Raw genomic sequence first — 17,505 nt, 5'->3', positions numbered from 1 at the left:
CGGCGATGCCGTTCAGTTAAGCAACGTCGTTCCCGCGCAAGCGGGAACCCATGCCGCGTTTGCCCGGCAATCGTCCTATGGATTCCCGCTTTCGCGGGAATGACAGTGTGAAATGTCAGCTTAACTGGACGACATTACCGCTAGTCGGGGTGTTTCTATTTTTACATGACAATTTCGCAATTTCACATTATAATCGGCGAAACATTTGCTGAGTGAAACACTTATGCCTCGCCTGCCGAACTTGCCACCCAATGCAGACTTGCAGCGTCTTTTCACCGGATTCAAGGAAGGCTCCATCAGTAGCGAGGAAGTACGCCGGGTGGTGTCGATGATGCCCCAGCCGCTGTTCGTCAAGGACGCCGCCTCGCGCGTGGTGATGATGAATCCGGCATGCGAAGCGATGTGGGGCGTGCGTTTTGAAGACATCGCCGGCCAGGATGGCGCCGGGGTGTTCCCGCCAGAGCAGCTCAGCCTGCACCACCAGTACGACCGCATGGCGTTCGATCGGGGCGAAACCGTCATCGAGGAAGTGCCGCTGTGGCACGCAGGCCTGCAGGAAACCCGGCTGATGCTGACCTATAAGCACCCGGTCTATGACGCCGGCGGTCAGCCCTATCTGCTGATCGGCAGCAGTCTGGACATCACCGAGCGCCAGCGCAAGGAAACCGCGCTGGCCGACGCGCTGCAGTTGGCGCAGCAGATCGCCGGCGAACGGCAGGACGCCACCGAAAACCAGCACCGCCGCCTGGCCACCAGCATGCGCGACAACCTGGCGCAGAATCTGGTGGCGCTCAAGCTGGACATCGCCATGCTGCACGCGCGCACCGGCACCACGCAGCCGCTGCTGCACGAACGCGCCGTGCAGGCGCTGGCGACGCTGGACGCCAGCATCGACGCCGTGCGCCATATCATCAACGAATTGCATCCGGCGACATTGGAGCTCGGTTTGAGCGCCGCCATCGAATGGCAGTTGCAGCAGATTGCGCGGCGCCAGGGCCTGCAATGCGCGTTGCGCGTGCTGGACGACCGCGCGGTGCTGTCGCCACAGACCGTCAGCGCCTTGTTTCATATTATCCAGACCGGCCTGGAATACCTGAGCACCAGCGCCCGGCTGTTGCAGGTGGAACTGAGCCTGTGCACGTCGCAGATCGCCATCACGCTCAGCGGCGACCGCCCTCCCGGCGCCTCCTACCCGGCCGAGGCGGCAGCACTGAACGCCATGCGTCAGCGCCTGAGCGCGCTGGGCGGCACGCTGACCGTCAGCGTCGGCGCCGGCACCGCGCTGCACATTATTTGCCGCCCTGACCGGGACTGACCGGGGCTGACCTATCCGCACGGCAGCCAGGCAGGCTTGTTTTCGACAAACAGTTCGCGCTCGACCGGTCCGCTGTATTCCGGCTCCAGCGTGCCAAGCGCAATGGCGATGCGGTCCGGCGACGCTGTGCTGCGCCAGAACAGAGTCGAGCCGCAGACGCGACAGAAGTCGCGGCGGCCGTCATCGGACGAGGCGTACTCGGTGACCAGCTGCGCGCCCTGCTCGATCACCAGGCCGGCGCTGGCGACATTGGCATACGATCCCGCAGCCGCGCCATGCTGCTTCTGACACATGGAGCAGTAGCAGTGGCTGGCGTGAAAGACCGGCAGCGCGGCGCGATAACGTATGCCGCCGCATAAACAGCTGCCGTGCAGGTCGCCGCAATCTCCCATGGTCGCCTCCTTATTGTTTCAGCATCTCCGGCAGTGCATTCAGTGGCGCCAGTTCCTTGCGCGGCGTAACGCCCTTGAGCGCCAGGCGCGCCGGCTCGAAGTACAGCGCGCCGTCCTGGCTGGTCAATGCCGACCAGTAGAACAGGCCATCGCCCCGCGCATGCACCAGCACCGGATCACGCGTCACCGGCAGCGACGGCTTGCACCACTCGCCCAGATCGGTATGCACGGTTACCACCTCGCCCGGCCTGGCGCTCGAGCCGGCGTAGACCTGCTCCACTTTCAGCTTGATCTCCTGGCAGCCGCAGGCGTTGGAGATCGTCACCCGCGTGCTGCCGCCGGCGTTCGGCGTGCTGCCGCTCTGCGATTTGCAGCTGTCCACGCCAAACGGTATCACGGTAGCAGATTCCAGCCGGCCGGTGAGCACGATATCCTGCGCCATGGCGGAGGCGGACAGGCTCATCAAAATCAACCACAGTTTTTTCATCACGCTCCCCTGAGTTTTAAACACATCACGACGCCAGCGCGGACACATCCGCCACGATGTGCGCGACGATGACCGGAAACAGCCGGCCGCTGCGCCAGTAATAAACGCCGACCACCAAGCCGAAGAACGCTACCGACAGCAAGCCGAGCGGCCCCTGATAGGTGTGATACAGCATCCGCACCAGCAACACCACGCCCACCGCATTGGAGCCGCCCAGCCGGCGCAAGCCGCGTTGCAGGAAGGCCAGCAAAAAGACTTCCTCATACACGCCGTTGACCAGCGACAGCAGCAGCAACGCGCTCATCGAACGCTGCCCTTCCAGCAGGCGTTGAACCGGCTGCGTCAGATCGTCCGATGCAAAACCAGTGACCAGCACATTGCAGCCCACCGTCAACATATACAAGCCGGCGCCAATCAGCGCGCCGCCCCACGATGGCCTTGGCAACAAGGTCCGCAGCGGGTAGCCGCGCGCATACAGCACGCCCAGCGCACAGGCGCCGAGCATCAGCTCCAGCACCACGATCGCCAGCAGGCTGTTATCGGAAAACGCCTGCGTGCCGCCTTGAGAAAACACCGCAATGGTCGAGCCGAGGATGAAATAGCCGAAACACAGCGCACCCACCACGACGGCCTCGTTGTACGGCGTATCCGGCACCTGCAAGTGATCGATGGACACCGGCGGCACATGAACCTCTGGCCGCGTGCGTTCCAGATGGCGGTAGTAGCAGGCGCCCAGCAGCAGGCCCACCGGACTGGCCAGAAACGACATCAGCATACGGAAACCGTCATGCGAAGATGGCGTCTCCATCAACCCGTTCATCACCAGCACCGCCAGCACGCCCGCCACCGCCCGCCACGACCAGCGTTGCGACCAGTGCGCGGCAGCCATGCCGGCCGCCACGCCGCCAGCCAGGTCTACCAGCTGGATCAGCAGCCACATAGGCGAGTCGGAATGATCGGTGAAGACCGTATCGCCAGGCAGGCGCTGGCTGGCCGCCAGCATCCGGTGCAAAGTCCACGCCAGCATCATCGACGCCAGCCCCGCCAGCACGCCCAGCCACATGGTGCGGTAACGCGGCTTCAGCAATTGCGGTTCATCCATTATCTAAGCAGCCAAGTTTTTAATTTGGCAATGCTAGCATGAAAAAAAGGGAGGCACGAGGCCTCCCTTTCTGCTTGCTTCGCTGAACCTTAGTTTTGGGTCAGGAAAGTTTTCAGCTTGTCCGAACGCGACGGCTGGCGCAGCTTGCTCATCGCCTTGGCTTCGATCTGACGGATACGCTCACGGGTCACGTCGAACTGTTTGCCCACTTCTTCCAGCGTGTGGTCGTTCGACATTTCCACGCCATAGCGCATGCGCAGCACTTTGGCTTCGCGCGGGGTCAGCGAATCCAGCACTTCCTTGATGACGTTGCGCATCGAGGCGTGCAGCGCGGCATCCAGCGGCGCCAGCGTGGTGTTGTCTTCGATGAAGTCGCCCAGTTGCGAATCGCCGTCCTCGCCCATCGGCGTTTCCATCGAGATCGGCTCTTTGGCGATCTTCATGATTTCGCGGACTTTGTTCTCCGGCATTTCCATCTTCAGCGCCAGCGTCGCCAGATCCGGCTCGCTGCCGGTTTCCTGCATGATCTGGCGCGAGATGCGGTTCATCTTGTTGATGGTTTCGATCATGTGCACCGGCACGCGGATGGTACGGGCCATGTCGGCGATCGACCGCGTGATGGCCTGGCGAATCCACCAGGTCGCGTAGGTCGAGAACTTGTAGCCGCGACGGTATTCGAACTTGTCCACCGCCTTCAGCAGGCCGATATTGCCTTCCTGGATCAGGTCCAGGAATTGCAGGCCGCGGTTGATGTACTTCTTGGCGATCGAAATCACCAAGCGCAAGTTGGCCACCGTCATTTCACGCTTGGCCTGGCGCGCACGTTTTTCGCCGGCGGCCATCTGCTTGTTAATCTTGCGCAGGTCAGCCAGCGGCAGCGCCACGCGCAGTTGCAGGTCGATCATCTTGCGTTGCAGCTCTTTCACGGCCGGCACGTTACGGCCCAGCACAGTGCTGTAAGGATAGCCGGCATCGACTTCGCCATCGACCCAGTCCAGATCCGTCTCATTGCCCGGGAACACTTTGATGAAGTGCGCGCGCGGCATGCCGCAACGGTTGACGCACAGGTCCAGCACGGCGCGTTCGATCGAGCGCACTTCTTCCATCTGGCCACGCAGCGTGTCGCACAGCTTCTCGACCACCTTGGCGGTGAAGCGGATGCCCAGCAGTTCGGCCGAGATGGCTTCCTGCGCGGTCACGTAGGCTTTCGACGCATAGCCGCCCGACGCCTTGCGCATTTTCTCGAACTGGGCCGAGATGAAGGCGAATTTGTCCAGCGCGGCGATTTTCAGCTGCGCCAGTTGCTCGGTCGAGTAGCCGGCGGCGCCGCCGCCGACGTCGCCGTCTTCCTCTTCGCCGTCGTCTTCCTCGTCCTCGTCGTCATCCGACGATGCGGTGGCGACCACGGCCGGCGCAGGCGCGGCGTCGTCCGGATCGACAAAACCGTCGACCACGTCGTCCACCTTCATTTCGTCGGACGAGATCTTGTCGGCCAGCGTGAGGATTTCGGCGATGGTGGTCGGGCAGGCCGAAATCGCCTGGATCATGTCCTTCAGGCCTTCTTCGATGCGCTTGGCGATTTCGATCTCGCCTTCACGGGTCAGCAGCGCCACGGCGCCCATTTCACGCATATACATGCGGACCGGGTCGGTGGTGCGGCCGAAGTCGGAATCGACGGTCGACAGCGCGGTCGCAGCCGCCGCTTCCACTTCATCGTCCGATGTCACGGTGGCAACGTTGTCGCTCAACAACAACGCTTCCGCATCCGGCGCGCGCTCGTAGATGGCGATGCCCATGTCGTTGAAGGTGGCGATGATGCCTTCGATCGCTTCCGGATCGATGATGTTTTCCGGCAACTGGTCGTTGATCTCGGCATAGGTCAGGAAGCCGCGCTCTTTCCCCATATTGATCAGGTTCTTGATCTGGGTACGGCGTTTTTCCAGTTCCTCGGCCGAGGCTTTCGGATCCAGGCCCAGCAGATCGGCGCCACCCTTGGCTTTGCGCTCGCGGGCTTTCGACACGGCTTTCAGCTCGGCGCGCTCCACCGCGTTCAGTGCCGCGACTTCGTCGTTTTCCGGCGTGAATTCGGATGGCTTGCGGCCGCGGCGGCCCGGCACCTTAACGCCCGGCAGCAGGTAGCCGGAGGTATCGATCGACGCCAGCGTGGCGGCATCGGTCACCTGGCTGACCGACGGTGCGGTCGCCGAACTGGTGACCACCGGCGCCGGTTCCAGCTTGGCCTTGACCAGCTTGGATTTCGGCGCCACCTTGACGGTCACCGCAGGCGTCTCGTCGGCCACGGCGCCAGGAATGGCGTTCTTGCGCGCCACCTTGGCGACTTTGGCGGCGTCATCCGCCACTTCGGCCGACTGCACGTCCGCCTGGGCGGCTTCGGCAGCGGCACTCAGGCGGGTTTTCTTTTTAACAACCGTAACTTTGCTCGCTGCCTCTTCATTGTCGATGACGTAAGACAGAGTCGTCTTCGGCACCACCAATGGCGCAGCGCTGGCGCGGGCGGCGGGCTTTTTGACGGACAACGTTAAAGTTTTCGGTTTTGTCATTAGAAATCTCTCAATGCTATGCGCCGGAAAATTACAAAAAAGCAGACCCCGCGCCGACCGCGAAGGTGCGCTGGGGTGGAAATGTTGTAATTTAGCTGACGATTTTCTGCGGAATAAAAAAAGCCCGCATCCTGCCACGGGCTTGTTTCTCTTTTCAGGGAAGAATGAGAAGGGCAAATGAGAAGGGCTAAAAGCCCTTGGTCAGACCATCCGAATCGCATCCTGTACCAAGCTGAATCACACCGTCCTGCCGTTGGTGCGTCGAGCATTATACACAATTTAGGGCGCCTACGCACGTTTGCAAGAGGTCTTAACACCATTCTAAGCATGAGCAATTCGCTACAGTAGCCCAAAAGGCACTGCAATCCGTTGGGCAGCATGATATGCTGACGGTTGTTGCTTAACCTATGAAGTCGATGAACACTAGTCTTACCCCCCAGCCACCGGCCACTGAGCCAGCCACCGCTGCCTCCGCGCCGGCACCTGCCGCTCAAACCCCGCGCAGCCTGCTGAAACACCTGCAAACCCAATTCCCTGCTTTCCGCGATTTCCTGCCTCTGAGCATCGGAATCGACAAGCAGCTGCTGGCCGTCATGCCCGAGCTGGATCGCAAAACCATGCGCACTGCGCTGGGCATCCATACCGGCTCGCTGCGCTATCTGAAAGTCATGGAAAAAGCCAAGGTCCGTCACGACCTGGACGGCACCCCTGGCGCTGAAGTGACCGACACCCACCGCGCCCACGCGACCCAGGTGCTGCAGGAGCGTTTCAAGAAAGAAGCCGACCGCAAGAAGGCTGAACGCGAAGCCAAGGCCGCCGAGGAAGCTGCCCGCGTGCACGCTGACAAGCTGAACCAGCTGGCCGCGAAGTTCGCCAAAAAGAGCTGAGTTGGCTGAGTTGGACCATCAGCCCATGGCAGCGGCGGCAGAAGAAGAGCTGCCGCCGTATCTCGGCATCCAGATCGCCGATGTGCACATGGTGGTGACGCCGGAACAGGCCGTCGCCGCGCGCGACGCCCTGCTGGCCAGCGACGCCATCGGCTTCGATACCGAATCCAAGCCGACCTTTACGCGGGGCGAAACCTCCACCGGGCCGCACCTGATCCAGTTCGCCACCGATAACAAGGCGTATCTGTTCCAGATCGGCGCCAGCACCGAGCCGCACATCCGCGCCATGCTGCTGGCGATTCTGGAGCGCCCGTTGCCGCTGAAGATAGGTTTTGGCCTGTCGGACGACGTCAAGCGCCTGCACGCCAAGCTGGATATCCGCACCGCCGGCGTGGTCGACCTGTCGGTTGCACTGCGCACACCCGGTCAACGCAACGACCTCGGCGCCAAGACGGCGGTGGCCAAATTCTTCGGCCGCAAGTTGCAAAAATCCAAAAAGATTTCCACCACCAACTGGGCGTTGCCGCGTCTGAACGAAAAACAGATTCTGTATGCGGCCGACGATGCCCAGGTGGCGCTGCGGGTCTACCGGCACTGGCTTGGGCTGGGCAACAAGTTGCCGCCCCTAAAAGCTGTCAAATTGCCAAAACCACCTAAAACCGGGTTATCCTAGACGCGCGGCCGCCATGCGCCGCCTGTATCAGGAGGGGTATGCCGATTTTTTCCGCCTTGGGTTTCGCCGCCGCACTCGCCGCCGCACCGCTGCCACCAGCCGATACGCTGGAACAGCGGATTGCCGCCTGCCTGTCCTGTCATAGCGTCAAGGAGCGCGGCGATGCTTATTTCCCGCGCATCGCCGGCAAGCCGTCCGGCTACCTGTACAACCAGCTGCGCCATTTCCGCGACGGCCACCGGCATTATCCGATGATGACCTATATGGTCGGCAACCTGTCGGACGCTTACCTGCGCGAGATTGCCGATTACTTCGCCGCCCAGCATCCCCCCTACCCGCCGCCACCGCCTGGCAGCGGCAGCAATGCATCGGCGGCACAAGTGGCGCGCGGCGAGGCGCTGGTGCGGCAGGGCGATCCGCTGAAGAAAATCCCGGCCTGCGTCAGTTGCCATGGCGCGGCACTGACCGGCGTTGAGCCGGCCATCCCAGGACTGCTGGGGCTGCCCAGCGACTACATCAACGCCCAGTTCGGCAACTGGAAGAACAAGAGCCGCCGCGCCACCGCGCCCGACTGCATGGCCACCATCGCCGCCCGCCTGAGCGATAGCGATGTCGCCGCCGTGTCGTCCTGGCTCAGCAAGCAAACGCCAGACGCCGCCGCCCGCCCCGCCGCCAGCATCCCCTTGCCGCTGCCGATCGCCTGCGGCAGCGTTCCGCCGGCCGGAGGCGCCAAATGAGGAAAATCGTTTATACCGTTATGGCCGCCGCGCTGATCGCCGCTGTGGTCGCCGCAGTCCTGCTGGCCATGCAGTTCCGCCGGCCAGACGATAGTCCGCCCTCCGCCGCCACCGCCGCGCTGGCGGCCGATGAGCGCCTCGCCCGTGGCGCCTACCTCGCCAAAGCCGGCGACTGCATGGCCTGCCACACCACGCGCGGCGGCCAGCCCTATGCCGGCGGCCGCGCGCTGCAAACGCCGTTCGGCTCGATCATCGCCCCCAACATCACCGCCGACCGCAACACCGGCATCGGCACGTGGTCGAGCGACGACTTCTGGCGCGCCCTGCACCATGGCCAGTCGCGTGACGGCCGCCTGCTCTACCCAGCCTTCCCCTACACCAACTACACCCGCATCACGCGCGACGACGCCGACGCCCTGTACGCCTACCTGCAAACCGTGCCGGCCGTGACCCAGGCCAACCAGCCGCACCAGCTGCGCTTCCCGTACAGCCTGCAAATCTCGCTGGCCGCCTGGCGCATGCTGTACTTCAAGCCGGAAGTATTCCGCCCGGAGACTAACCAGTCGGTGGACTGGAATCGCGGCGCCTACCTGGTGCAGGGACTGGGACATTGCAGCGCCTGTCACAGCGCGCGCAATCCGCTCGGCGGCTCGGAAGGCGAAAGCCTGTCCGGCGGCATGATCCCGGCGCAAGGCTGGTACGCGCCGGCGCTGAACGCCCGCGGCGACTGGCAACAGGACCATCTGGCGGCGCTGCTGAAAACCGGCGTGTCGCCGCGCGCCGCCGTGTTCGGGCCGATGGCCGAAGTGGTGAAGGAAAGCCTGCAATACCTGAATGACGGCGACATCAACGCCATCGCCGTCTACCTGAAAGCGCTGCCGGCCGAGGCCAAGCCAGCTGCCTTCGAGCGCGAAGGCGCACCGGAAGCAGTCGCCTTCCTGGCCGCCGGCGCCAAACTGTATGAGAAGCATTGTGCGGAGTGCCACGGCGCCGAAGGCAAGGGCCAGTCGCCCGCCTATCCGCCGCTGACCGGCAACCAGGCGCTGATCATGACCAACGCCGTCAATCCGATCCGCATGGTGCTGAATGGCGGCTTTGCGCCGGCTACGGCGGGCAACCCGCGGCCGTACAGCATGCCACCGTTCAGCCACGCGTTGAATGATCTGGAAGTGGCGCAGCTGGTGTCCTACCTGCGCAGCGCCTGGGGCAACAACGCGCCGCCGGTCAACGCCACCGATGTCAACCGCTTCCGCGCCGTGCCGCTGGACTAAGCCTTACGGCTCGACGAAACCGATCCGGTCGGTAGTGGCGTTGCGCGCATCCTGCACCGCGATCTTGCCCTCGGCCAGCAGCGCGTGCAGCGAGGTGTTCATCGTATGGCAGCCCTCGCCCGGCTGGTCTTCCATCCAGATGCGCAGGTTGGAGACCTTGCCGTTGGCGATCATCTCGGTCACTTGCGGATTGTTGGTCAGGCACTCGGTGGCCAGATAGTAGCGCTCGCCCTTCACGGCCGGCAGCAGCGCCTGGCACAGCACGCCACGCAGCGCATGCCCCAAGGCCTGCGCCTGCGCTTCGGTATTGCCCAGCAGGCGCAGCATCTTCTGCAGGCCGAGCTCGGTGGAACGCGCGTGCAGCGAGGCCAGCACCAGCGGCCCGGCCTCCGACAGCGCCAGCGCCTCCTGCGCCGTCTGCGCGTCGCGGATCTCGCCGATGACGATCACATCCGGCCGCTCGCGCAGCGCATCCAACGCACCCTGGTAGAAGCTCTCGACGTCGCCGTCGGAGCCCACCTCGCGCTGGGTGATGACGCACTGGCGCTGGGGGATCAGCGTCTCGACCGGATCTTCAATCGTGATGATGTGACCGGAGCGGTGCTTGTTGATTTCGTCCAGCATCGAGGCGATGGTGGTCGACTTGCCCTGGCAGGTGTCGCCGATGATCAGCACCAGACCGCTGGTCAGCCTGGCGAAATTCTGCTCGTGCTCACCCAGCCCCAGCTTGGCCAGCGGCATCGGTTCTTTCGGGAAGCGGCGGATCACGCAACCGAGCCGCTTGCGGCCCTGGAAGCTGAAGCAGTTGGCGCGGATGCGGGCCGTATGCAGATCGACCGCGCGGTCGAAGGCGCGGTCCTGGATGCGCTCCGCCCAGTTCGGCTCGACCACCTCGAAGAATTCCTGCAATTCCTCGCGCGTGATCGGCGAGTCGGTGACGGCGACCAGTCCTTTCGGCTGGCGCAGCATCAACGGACTGTTCTGGTGGATCAGGATGTCGCTGAAAATCAGCTTGGAGTTCAGCAGGTGCAGAATCTGCTCGACGAGCGTGCCGAAGACCGGGTGGTCTTCGTTCTCGATGTAGCTCAGGGTACGAATTTGCGACGATTGGTAGTGTTCCATCTCTGCTCAAATCTCCGTGGATGCCGGATGATTATAAGAGAAAAACTTGCAACGCCGAAACTTTTTAAGCGCGGACCTTCGGGTATTTAAAGCCCGTGCGCAAATCCATGCTGAAGCGCTGGCCCTTTTCCGTGACCAGCACGTGATCCGGCGGCTCTTCGCCCGCCAGCGCGCGGTAAAAGATCGGCAAGCCTTCCGATTTGCGGATCAGATCATCGCAGCGCTCGTAGACATTCGGGCAGCCGGTATCGGCCAGCAAGGCCTGCACGATCGGCACTTTCCAGGCATCGACGCCGGCCGCCTGGAACTGGCAGATCAGGTAGCCGCTGGTGCCGCCCCAGCTATCGACCAGCAAGCCGGGCAAGCCGTCTTCGTCGCCGCGGATCACCGGCACCAGATCGGTCGGCGCGGCGGCGCGCACGGCGGCGGCGCGCTTGGCGATGGCGGCGCGTACGCGGCGTTTCATCATCGCGTGATCGACCGGTTCATCTTCCTTGTAGCTCCAGACGCGGGCGCGCACCTCGGACAAGGGATTCCACGCGGCGCGCGCCAAAAACTGGCGCGACGAGGTTTGCAGGATGGCCGTGCCACCGGGTTTGTTCTTTTCTTGCGGGCGACCGTCGACGCGCTCGATAGCGGTGGCGTAGATCAGGATATCGCCGGCCAGCAGGCGTTTTTCCTTGCCCTGTTTGATGGTTATAGTAAGCATAGGCAGAATGATACCTCATGCGCGCTCTATTCCCGGCGCTGTGCATTCTGCGCCACGCCGGCTGCAATCTGTCGCAAGCGCGTTCCAGGCGGCGGGCGACCTGCGTAGGATGCAGACTTAAGCCAATCAAATTTCAGGAGAACCATATGAACCGCCGCCATTTTCTGCCTTCGCTGTTGCTGTCCGCCGGCCTGCTGGCCGCCCCAGTCGTGGTCGCCCAGAACGGCCCGCTCAGCTGGCTGAGCGGCGGTGAACGGGTGCAAGGCAGCGGCAAGATCGTCAAGCAGAACCGCGACGTCGGCCACTTCAACGCGCTGACGGTGGGCGTCGGCAGCGACGTCGAAATCCGTCTCGGCAACACCGAAGGCGTGATCGTGGAAACCGACGACAACCTCCAGCCACTGATCGAAACCAAGGTGGACAACGGCACCCTGCGCATCCGTCCGGCGAAAAACAACCTGCGCGTGGATACCCGCAACATGAAGATCATCGTGCTGGCGCGCACGCTGGACCGGCTGTCGATCGGCGGCTCCGGCAATGTCACCGCCGACAAGCTGCGCGGCGAGCACCTTACCATTGATGTGGGCGGCTCCGGCTCGTTCAGCGTCGACCAGCTGGACAGCGAATCGGTGGCGATTGCACTGGGCGGCAGCGGCAACCTGAAAGCGGCCGGCAACACCGAGCGGCTGCAAGTGTCGATCGGCGGCTCGGGCCGGGTGCAGGTCGGCCAGCTGCAAGCGCGCGACGCAGTGGTCAGCATCGGCGGCTCCGGCCAGGCCACCGTGTGGGCCAAGAAATCACTGAACCTGAGCGTGGCCGGCTCGGGCGACATCAACTACTACGGCGATCCGCAGATCAGCAAAAGCATCATGGGTTCCGGCACCATCAAACGCCTGGGCGGCGCACCGCTCTAAGGATTGAATTTGCCCAGTACCTGCAACACGGCGGCGGCAATCGCCGCCGGTTCCGCCTGCGACACCTCCACCAGCGGCATCTCCCCAAACGGCTTGCGCGCAGCGCGCACCTGGCCGGCGCTGATCTCCAGACTATCCAGCTCGGAGGCTCGCGCCTTCCAATAGGTCAGCTTGCGTACCTGCGCCGCTTGCGCCGACGCCAGCGCCGGCCCGATCTCGCCATTGATGCTGGTGGCCGGATACGCGCAACCCTCGCCCACCTTGCCCTGTTCTGCCGCCGCCAGACAGGCCAGCACCGCATCCAGCTTGGCCGCGCGGTCCGCCGGCAGGGCATCTTCCTTGAGCGGCGCCACCAGCACCAGGCCGGTCACCGCGCCGCGCGAGCGCCAGGCGAACTGCTGCGCGATCAAGGCGCCATAGCCGGCGCCAACCAGCACGAACGGCCCCTCCAGATGGGCATTCCTGATGAGGAAATTCAGATCCTTGCTGGCATTCGCCACCGTCGCGGCGCGGATAATGGGATCGCTGGCGCCGAAGCCGGCGCGGTCATACACGCAGGCGCGCGTGCGCGCTGCGACCTCCGGCAACACCGCCGACCAGTCCCAGCCGGCGCGACCGGCATCGGCCTCGAACAGCACGGTCGGCGATCCCTTGCCGGTGCAATACAGATTCAGTTTGCGGCCACCGACGTCGACCCGCACTTGCGGACCTGCGAGGGCGTTCTGGCCGGCCGGTGGCTCGGCATGGACGCCGGCGCCAGTCAGCACGGAGACAGCCACCAGGGCTTTGAGCGAGAAATTATTCATGCTTTCAATATATCATTGCCAAGAGGGAAATTGGCGGCGTCAATACGGCGATGGCGGATTTCTGGCAAAGTAGAGGGTGTTCGGGCGTCGCTACGGGCGCCCTTCTCATCCATCAACGGAGATTTTTCATGACCACGACAACCTACCCTAACGTCCGCCTCCTGATCGCCAACGAATGGACCGACGCCACCGGCGGCAAGACCATTCCCGTGCTGAATCCGGCCACCGGCAAGGAAATCGGCACCGTGGCCCACGCCAGCATTGCCGACCTGGACCGCGCACTGGCGGCGGCACAAAAAGGTTTTGACGCGTGGCGCAAGGTTTCAGCCTTCGAGCGCACCGCCACGCTGCGCCGCGCCGCGGCCCTGCTGCGCGAGCGCGCCGACGAAATCGCCCGCCTGCTGACCCAGGAACAAGGCAAGCCGCTGGCCCAGGCGCGCGGCGAAGCCATGGCCGGCGCCGACATCATCGACTGGTTCGCTGCAGAAGGCATGCGCGTGTATGGCCGTATCGTGCCGTCACGCAATCCGCTGGCGCAGCAACTGGTATTGAAAGAGCCGGTCGGTCCGGTGGCCGCATTTACGCCGTGGAACTTCCCGATCAACCAGGTGGTGCGCAAGCTGGCGGCGGCGCTGACCACCGGCTGCTCCTTCCTGTGCAAAGCGCCGGAAGAAACCCCGGCTTCGCCAGCGGCGCTGTTCCAGTGCTTTATCGACGCCGGCGTGCCGGCCGGCACGGTGGGTTTGGTGTTTGGCGATCCGGCTGAAATTTCCAATTACCTGATTCCGCATCCGGTGATCCGCAAGGTGACCTTCACCGGTTCGACCCCGGTCGGCAAGCAGCTGGCGGCCCTGGCTGGCGCGCACATGAAGCGCGTGACCATGGAACTGGGCGGCCATGCGCCGGTGATCGTGGCGGAAGACGCCGACGTCGCGCTGGCGGTCGAAGCGGCCGGCGGCGCCAAGTTCCGCAACGCCGGCCAGGTGTGCATCGCGCCGACCCGCTTCCTGGTGCATAACAGCATCAAGGACGAATTCACCCGCGCGATCGTGGCGCATGCCGAACGCCTGCAACTGGGCAATGGTCTGGTGGAAGGCACGACGCTGGGCCCGCTGGCCAACCCGCGTCGCGTGGCGGCCATGACCCAGCTGGTGGAAGACGCCCGCGCCAAGGGCGCCAATGTGGCGACTGGCGGTCTGCGCATCGGCAACGAAGGCAACTTCTTCGCGCCGACCATTCTGGCCGACGTGCCGCTGAATGCCAGCGTATTCAATGACGAGCCGTTTGGCCCGGTGGCGGCGATTCGCGGTTTCGATACGCTGGAAGAGGCGATTGCCGAGTCCAACCGTCTGCCGTTTGGCCTGGCTGGGTATGCCTTCACCCGTTCGATCAAGAACGCACATCAGCTGATGAACAATGTGGAAGTCGGTATGCTGTGGATCAACCAGCCGGCGACGCCAAGCGCCGAGATGCCGTTTGGCGGCGTGAAGGATTCGGGCTATGGTTCGGAAGGTGGTCCGGAGGCGCTGGAAGCCTACCTGAACACCAAATCGGTGTCGCTGATGGCGGTCTAGGGCTCCTCAGCCCTCGGCAAACAACTGCCGGGGGCTGGCGCCGTCAAACAGCGCCTTGATCCAGTCACTAAGCTGGCTGCTGTCAGCCTCGGCAATCCTGGACTCTGCGTCAGCCGGCATACCCGCTCCCGCCAGTAAGCGGGTCAGCAGACGTTGCAGCGCCGCGCGTTCACCTTGCTGAATGCCTTGCTGAATGCCTTGCTGAATGCCTTGCTGAATGCCTTGCTGCATTCCGGCCTGCAGGCCTTCTTTGACGCTGTCCTCTCGTGGCTGCAGCAGAAGGTCGAGAAACTCGTCTGTCAATACATCTTCAAGCTTGTATTTTCTTTCAGCTGGCATAGCATCGTCCTCCTCCAGATCCATCTTAGTTTCGCCAAGTTCGTCCTGCAAGGTGAGCTGCAACCAGTTCCTGAGCGTTTCGCGTATCGGATTCAGGTCGGGTTCACGCATGCGCGTCACGAACGCTTTAACCGCCAACCAGAGTTCGGGCTCGGTGCGGCAACGTAGCACCCTGAATACCAAATTAACGATGTCACCGCGCGTGCCCTGATGATGCTGGTCAACCAGCAGATATTGCTGGCCAGCTTGAAAACGCTCCAGCCCGACTGGCGGAGGCAACATCAGTTGCTCCAGCGTGGTCGCCGCGCGCCATGGGCGGCGGCCGTGGTACAGCACGATCGGCAGCACCGGCGGCAACTTGCCGTGCTTGCTCAGGCGGTGCTGCGCCACCAGATCCTGATATAGCAAGCCGACGTATACCTGCATGCGCAAAGCCATCCACTTGTCCGGCCGCGACTGAAACTCCAGCAGGATATAGACGTACACCCACTCGCCGCCGATCCGCGCGCGCCACACCACGTCCGCGTGGCGCGCCTTGCCGTGATCGCTGGCGTAGCTGGCGTTGACGCGTTCCAGCTCATTCACCGTCAACGCCCGCGCCCACTCGGCCGGCAACAAACCGACCAGCAAATCACGCACGATTTCCGGATGGGAGAACAGCTGCTTGTAGACAGTGTCGCGACGGGAGGCCATGAAAAAATATTCTAGCCTTGGCTCTCGTTGCCGGGTACGCTAGGTGGCGAGCGTGGTTTGGCTCTCCTCAACAAAACAGCACAACAAGGGAGAAATACTTGAAAGCGATTGCCGTCTCCATCCTGCTTTTCGCCTACGCCGCCGCCGGCGCCGCAGACATCCCCGCCATCACCGCCGTCAAAGCCGCCCACATGGTGGATGTGCGCAGCGGCAAGCTGGTCGACCAGGCCGTGGTGCTGATCAGCGGCGAGCGCATCACCGCCGCCGGCAGTCAGCTGACGATTCCGGCCGGCGCCACCGTCATCGACCTCGGCAACAAAACCCTGCTGCCCGGCCTGATCGACGCCCACACCCACATCACCGGCCGTCCGGAAGACGCCGGCTATAGCATCATCGCCAAGTCGATCCCGCGCATCACGCTGACCGGCGCCCACAACGCGCTGACCACGCTGCGCGCCGGCTTTACCACCATCCGCGATGTCGGCGCCGATGGCTATACCGACATCGGCCTGCGCGACGCCATCAACGACGGCGACGTCCCCGGCCCGCGCATCCTGGCGTCCGGCCCGCCGCTCGGCATCACCGGCGGCCACTGCGACGACACCATGCACGCGCCCGAATACAAGTCCATTGCCCTGGGGGTGGCCGACGGTGTCGACGAAGCGTTGAAAGTCACGCGCCGCAACATCAAGTACGGCGCCGACGTCATCAAGATCTGCGCCACCGGCGGCGTGCTGTCGTTCGGCGACGATCCGCGCACCTCGCAATACACGCTGGAAGAATTGAAAGCCATCATTGGCGAAGCCCACCGCCTCGGCCGCAAGGCCGCCGCCCACGCGCACGGCGGCGACGGCATCCGGCTGGCGGTGCTGGCCGGGATCGACTCGATCGAACACGGCTCCTACATCGACGACGAAGGCATCAAGCTGATGAAGGAGCACAAAACCTATCTGGTGCCGACGCTGTACCTGGGCGACTGGCTGATCGACAACGCCGAAGCCATCAAGCTACCTGCGCCGCTGCTGGAAAAAGCCAAGGTGGTGCTGCCGCAGGCGCGCATCAACATCGGCAAGGCGATCAAGGCCGGCGTGCCGATCGCCTTCGGCACCGACGCTGCGGTCTACCCGCACGGCCTCAACGCGCGCGAGTTCGCCGTGCTGGTCAAGCTGGGCATGACGCCGGCGCAGGCAATCCGCACCGCCACCGTGAATGCCGCCGATCTACTGGGATGGAGCGATAAGGTCGGCAGCATCGAGGCCGGCAAGTATGCCGACCTGATCGCCGTGGACGGCGCTCCGCTCAACGATGTGCGCGCACTGGAGCAAGTCCAGTGGGTCATGAAGGGCGGCGCGGTGGTGAAGGGAAATTAGCGCTCGGCTTTCAGCACTTCGCGGGTGATTTCGACGGTCTCGGTGCCGTCGGTCAGCCAGATCTGGCCGTCCTGGATGGTGCACTGGAACTGCATCGTGCGCTGCGCCATCTTGCCCAGCTGTTCGGTGGCGGCGGCGTCCAGATCCACCACGGTCAGGTTCTTGCAGCGCTCGACCTTGTTGGCCAGCGCCTTCCACCAGATGTGACTGGTGGCGGCGTAGCTGTACACGTAGACGTGTTCGGAACGGCCGCAGGCCTTCAGGATCACTTTCTCGTCCGGCTGGCCGACCTCGATCGACAGCTCGATGGCGCCGGTCAGGTCCTTGTGCCACAGGTCCGGCTCTTCAACGTCGAACAAACCCTTGGTGAAGGTCAGCGCTTCATTGGCGTGAATCGCGAACGCCACCAGGCGCACCATCATGCGCTCGTCGGTTTCCGACGGATGGCGGGCCAGCGTCAGTTGATGGGTTTCATAGTAATTGCGGTCCATGTCCGCAATCGACAGTTCTGCTTTATAGATTGTTGCCTTGAGTGCCATTCGATTCTCTTGAT

At 63.5% G+C, this 17,505-nt stretch carries 17 protein-coding genes; 8 read left to right on the top strand and 9 right to left on the bottom strand.

The window, feature by feature from the left end; translation table 11 throughout:
• Window positions 1-259 precede the first annotated feature (259 nt).
• Window positions 260-1,315, top strand: coding sequence for a PAS domain-containing sensor histidine kinase (locus GTP55_RS23945; protein WP_161047321.1), 1,056 nt, complete (start codon window positions 260-262; stop codon window positions 1,313-1,315).
• 11 nt (window positions 1,316-1,326) lie between these two features.
• On the opposite strand, the gene GTP55_RS23940 is transcribed toward GTP55_RS23945, so the two are convergent.
• From GTP55_RS23940 to rpoD, 4 genes are all read right to left on the bottom strand, one after another.
• Window positions 1,327-1,707 (bottom strand): GFA family protein, encoded by a 381-nt coding sequence (locus GTP55_RS23940; protein WP_161047320.1) that lies wholly within the window; start codon window positions 1,705-1,707, stop codon window positions 1,327-1,329.
• 10 nt (window positions 1,708-1,717) lie between these two features.
• Window positions 1,718-2,194: a hypothetical protein gene (locus GTP55_RS23935; RefSeq protein ID WP_161047319.1), complete on the bottom strand. Its 477-nt coding sequence runs from the start codon at window positions 2,192-2,194 to the stop codon at window positions 1,718-1,720.
• A 25-nt stretch (window positions 2,195-2,219) separates the two neighbouring features.
• Complete coding sequence (locus GTP55_RS23930; protein WP_161047318.1) at window positions 2,220-3,296, bottom strand: CPBP family intramembrane glutamic endopeptidase; 1,077 nt, start codon at window positions 3,294-3,296, stop codon at window positions 2,220-2,222.
• An 89-nt stretch (window positions 3,297-3,385) separates the two neighbouring features.
• A complete protein-coding gene (gene rpoD, locus GTP55_RS23925; RefSeq protein ID WP_161047317.1) occupies window positions 3,386-5,857 on the bottom strand; it encodes an RNA polymerase sigma factor RpoD in 2,472 nt (823 codons plus the stop codon).
• A 407-nt stretch (window positions 5,858-6,264) separates the two neighbouring features.
• On the opposite strand from rpoD, the gene GTP55_RS23920 reads away from it, so the two are divergent.
• The 4 genes from GTP55_RS23920 to GTP55_RS23905 are packed head-to-tail and all read left to right on the top strand — an operon-like array spanning window position 6,265 to window position 9,425.
• Complete coding sequence (locus tag GTP55_RS23920) at window positions 6,265-6,744, top strand: ProQ/FINO family protein (protein WP_161047316.1); 480 nt, start codon at window positions 6,265-6,267, stop codon at window positions 6,742-6,744.
• Window positions 6,745-6,769: 25 nt separating this feature from the next.
• The gene (locus GTP55_RS23915) at window positions 6,770-7,417 is read left to right on the top strand and encodes a 3'-5' exonuclease (protein ID WP_110848560.1); all 648 of its coding nucleotides are present in this window, start codon (window positions 6,770-6,772) and stop codon (window positions 7,415-7,417) included.
• Between the two features lie 38 nt (window positions 7,418-7,455).
• On the top strand, window positions 7,456-8,154 hold the full coding sequence (locus tag GTP55_RS23910) for a c-type cytochrome (RefSeq protein WP_161047315.1): 699 nt from the start codon (window positions 7,456-7,458) through the stop codon (window positions 8,152-8,154).
• On the top strand, window positions 8,151-9,425 hold the full coding sequence (locus tag GTP55_RS23905) for a cytochrome c (RefSeq protein WP_161047314.1): 1,275 nt from the start codon (window positions 8,151-8,153) through the stop codon (window positions 9,423-9,425). The genes GTP55_RS23910 and GTP55_RS23905 overlap by 4 nt, the downstream gene beginning before the upstream one ends.
• Before the next feature lie 3 nt (window positions 9,426-9,428).
• Here the strand turns inward: GTP55_RS23905 and GTP55_RS23900 are convergent, their stop codons facing one another.
• Entirely contained in the window at window positions 9,429-10,547 is a 1,119-nt protein-coding gene (locus GTP55_RS23900) for a type IV pilus twitching motility protein PilT (RefSeq protein ID WP_161047313.1), read from the bottom strand.
• Between the two features lie 64 nt (window positions 10,548-10,611).
• On the bottom strand, window positions 10,612-11,256 hold the full coding sequence (locus GTP55_RS23895) for a class I SAM-dependent rRNA methyltransferase (protein ID WP_161047312.1): 645 nt from the start codon (window positions 11,254-11,256) through the stop codon (window positions 10,612-10,614).
• 146 nt (window positions 11,257-11,402) lie between these two features.
• On the opposite strand from GTP55_RS23895, the gene GTP55_RS23890 reads away from it, so the two are divergent.
• Window positions 11,403-12,170: a head GIN domain-containing protein gene (locus GTP55_RS23890; RefSeq protein WP_229258135.1), complete on the top strand. Its 768-nt coding sequence runs from the start codon at window positions 11,403-11,405 to the stop codon at window positions 12,168-12,170.
• Here GTP55_RS23890 and GTP55_RS23885 read toward each other — a convergent pair.
• On the bottom strand, window positions 12,167-12,976 hold the full coding sequence (locus GTP55_RS23885) for an alpha/beta fold hydrolase (RefSeq protein WP_161047310.1): 810 nt from the start codon (window positions 12,974-12,976) through the stop codon (window positions 12,167-12,169). The genes GTP55_RS23890 and GTP55_RS23885 overlap by 4 nt on opposite strands.
• Window positions 12,977-13,104: 128 nt before the next feature.
• Between GTP55_RS23885 and GTP55_RS23880 the strand changes: the two genes are divergently transcribed.
• Window positions 13,105-14,550 carry an NAD-dependent succinate-semialdehyde dehydrogenase gene (locus GTP55_RS23880; RefSeq protein ID WP_161047309.1) on the top strand — a complete coding sequence of 482 codons (1,446 nt, stop codon included), beginning with the start codon at window positions 13,105-13,107 and terminating at the stop codon, window positions 14,548-14,550.
• 6 nt (window positions 14,551-14,556) lie between these two features.
• Here GTP55_RS23880 and GTP55_RS23875 read toward each other — a convergent pair whose 3' ends face one another.
• Window positions 14,557-15,582: an Rpn family recombination-promoting nuclease/putative transposase gene (locus GTP55_RS23875; RefSeq protein WP_161047308.1), complete on the bottom strand. Its 1,026-nt coding sequence runs from the start codon at window positions 15,580-15,582 to the stop codon at window positions 14,557-14,559.
• A gap of 98 nt (window positions 15,583-15,680) precedes the next feature.
• Here GTP55_RS23875 and GTP55_RS23870 point away from each other — a divergent pair, with 98 nt between their 5' ends.
• Window positions 15,681-16,952, top strand: a complete 1,272-nt coding sequence (locus tag GTP55_RS23870) for a Xaa-Pro dipeptidase (protein WP_161047307.1) — start codon at window positions 15,681-15,683, stop codon at window positions 16,950-16,952.
• Here GTP55_RS23870 and GTP55_RS23865 read toward each other — a convergent pair.
• Complete coding sequence (locus tag GTP55_RS23865; RefSeq protein WP_110848569.1) at window positions 16,949-17,491, bottom strand: YaeQ family protein; 543 nt, start codon at window positions 17,489-17,491, stop codon at window positions 16,949-16,951. The genes GTP55_RS23870 and GTP55_RS23865 overlap by 4 nt on opposite strands.
• Window positions 17,492-17,505 lie beyond the last annotated feature (14 nt).

It is taken from the genome of Duganella margarita (assembly GCF_009857535.1).
GTDB classification, from domain to species: Bacteria; Pseudomonadota; Gammaproteobacteria; order Burkholderiales; family Burkholderiaceae_D; genus Rugamonas; species Rugamonas margarita.
Note: the sequence above shows the minus strand (reverse complement) of the source record. Positions and strands in the feature narration are given on the sequence as shown.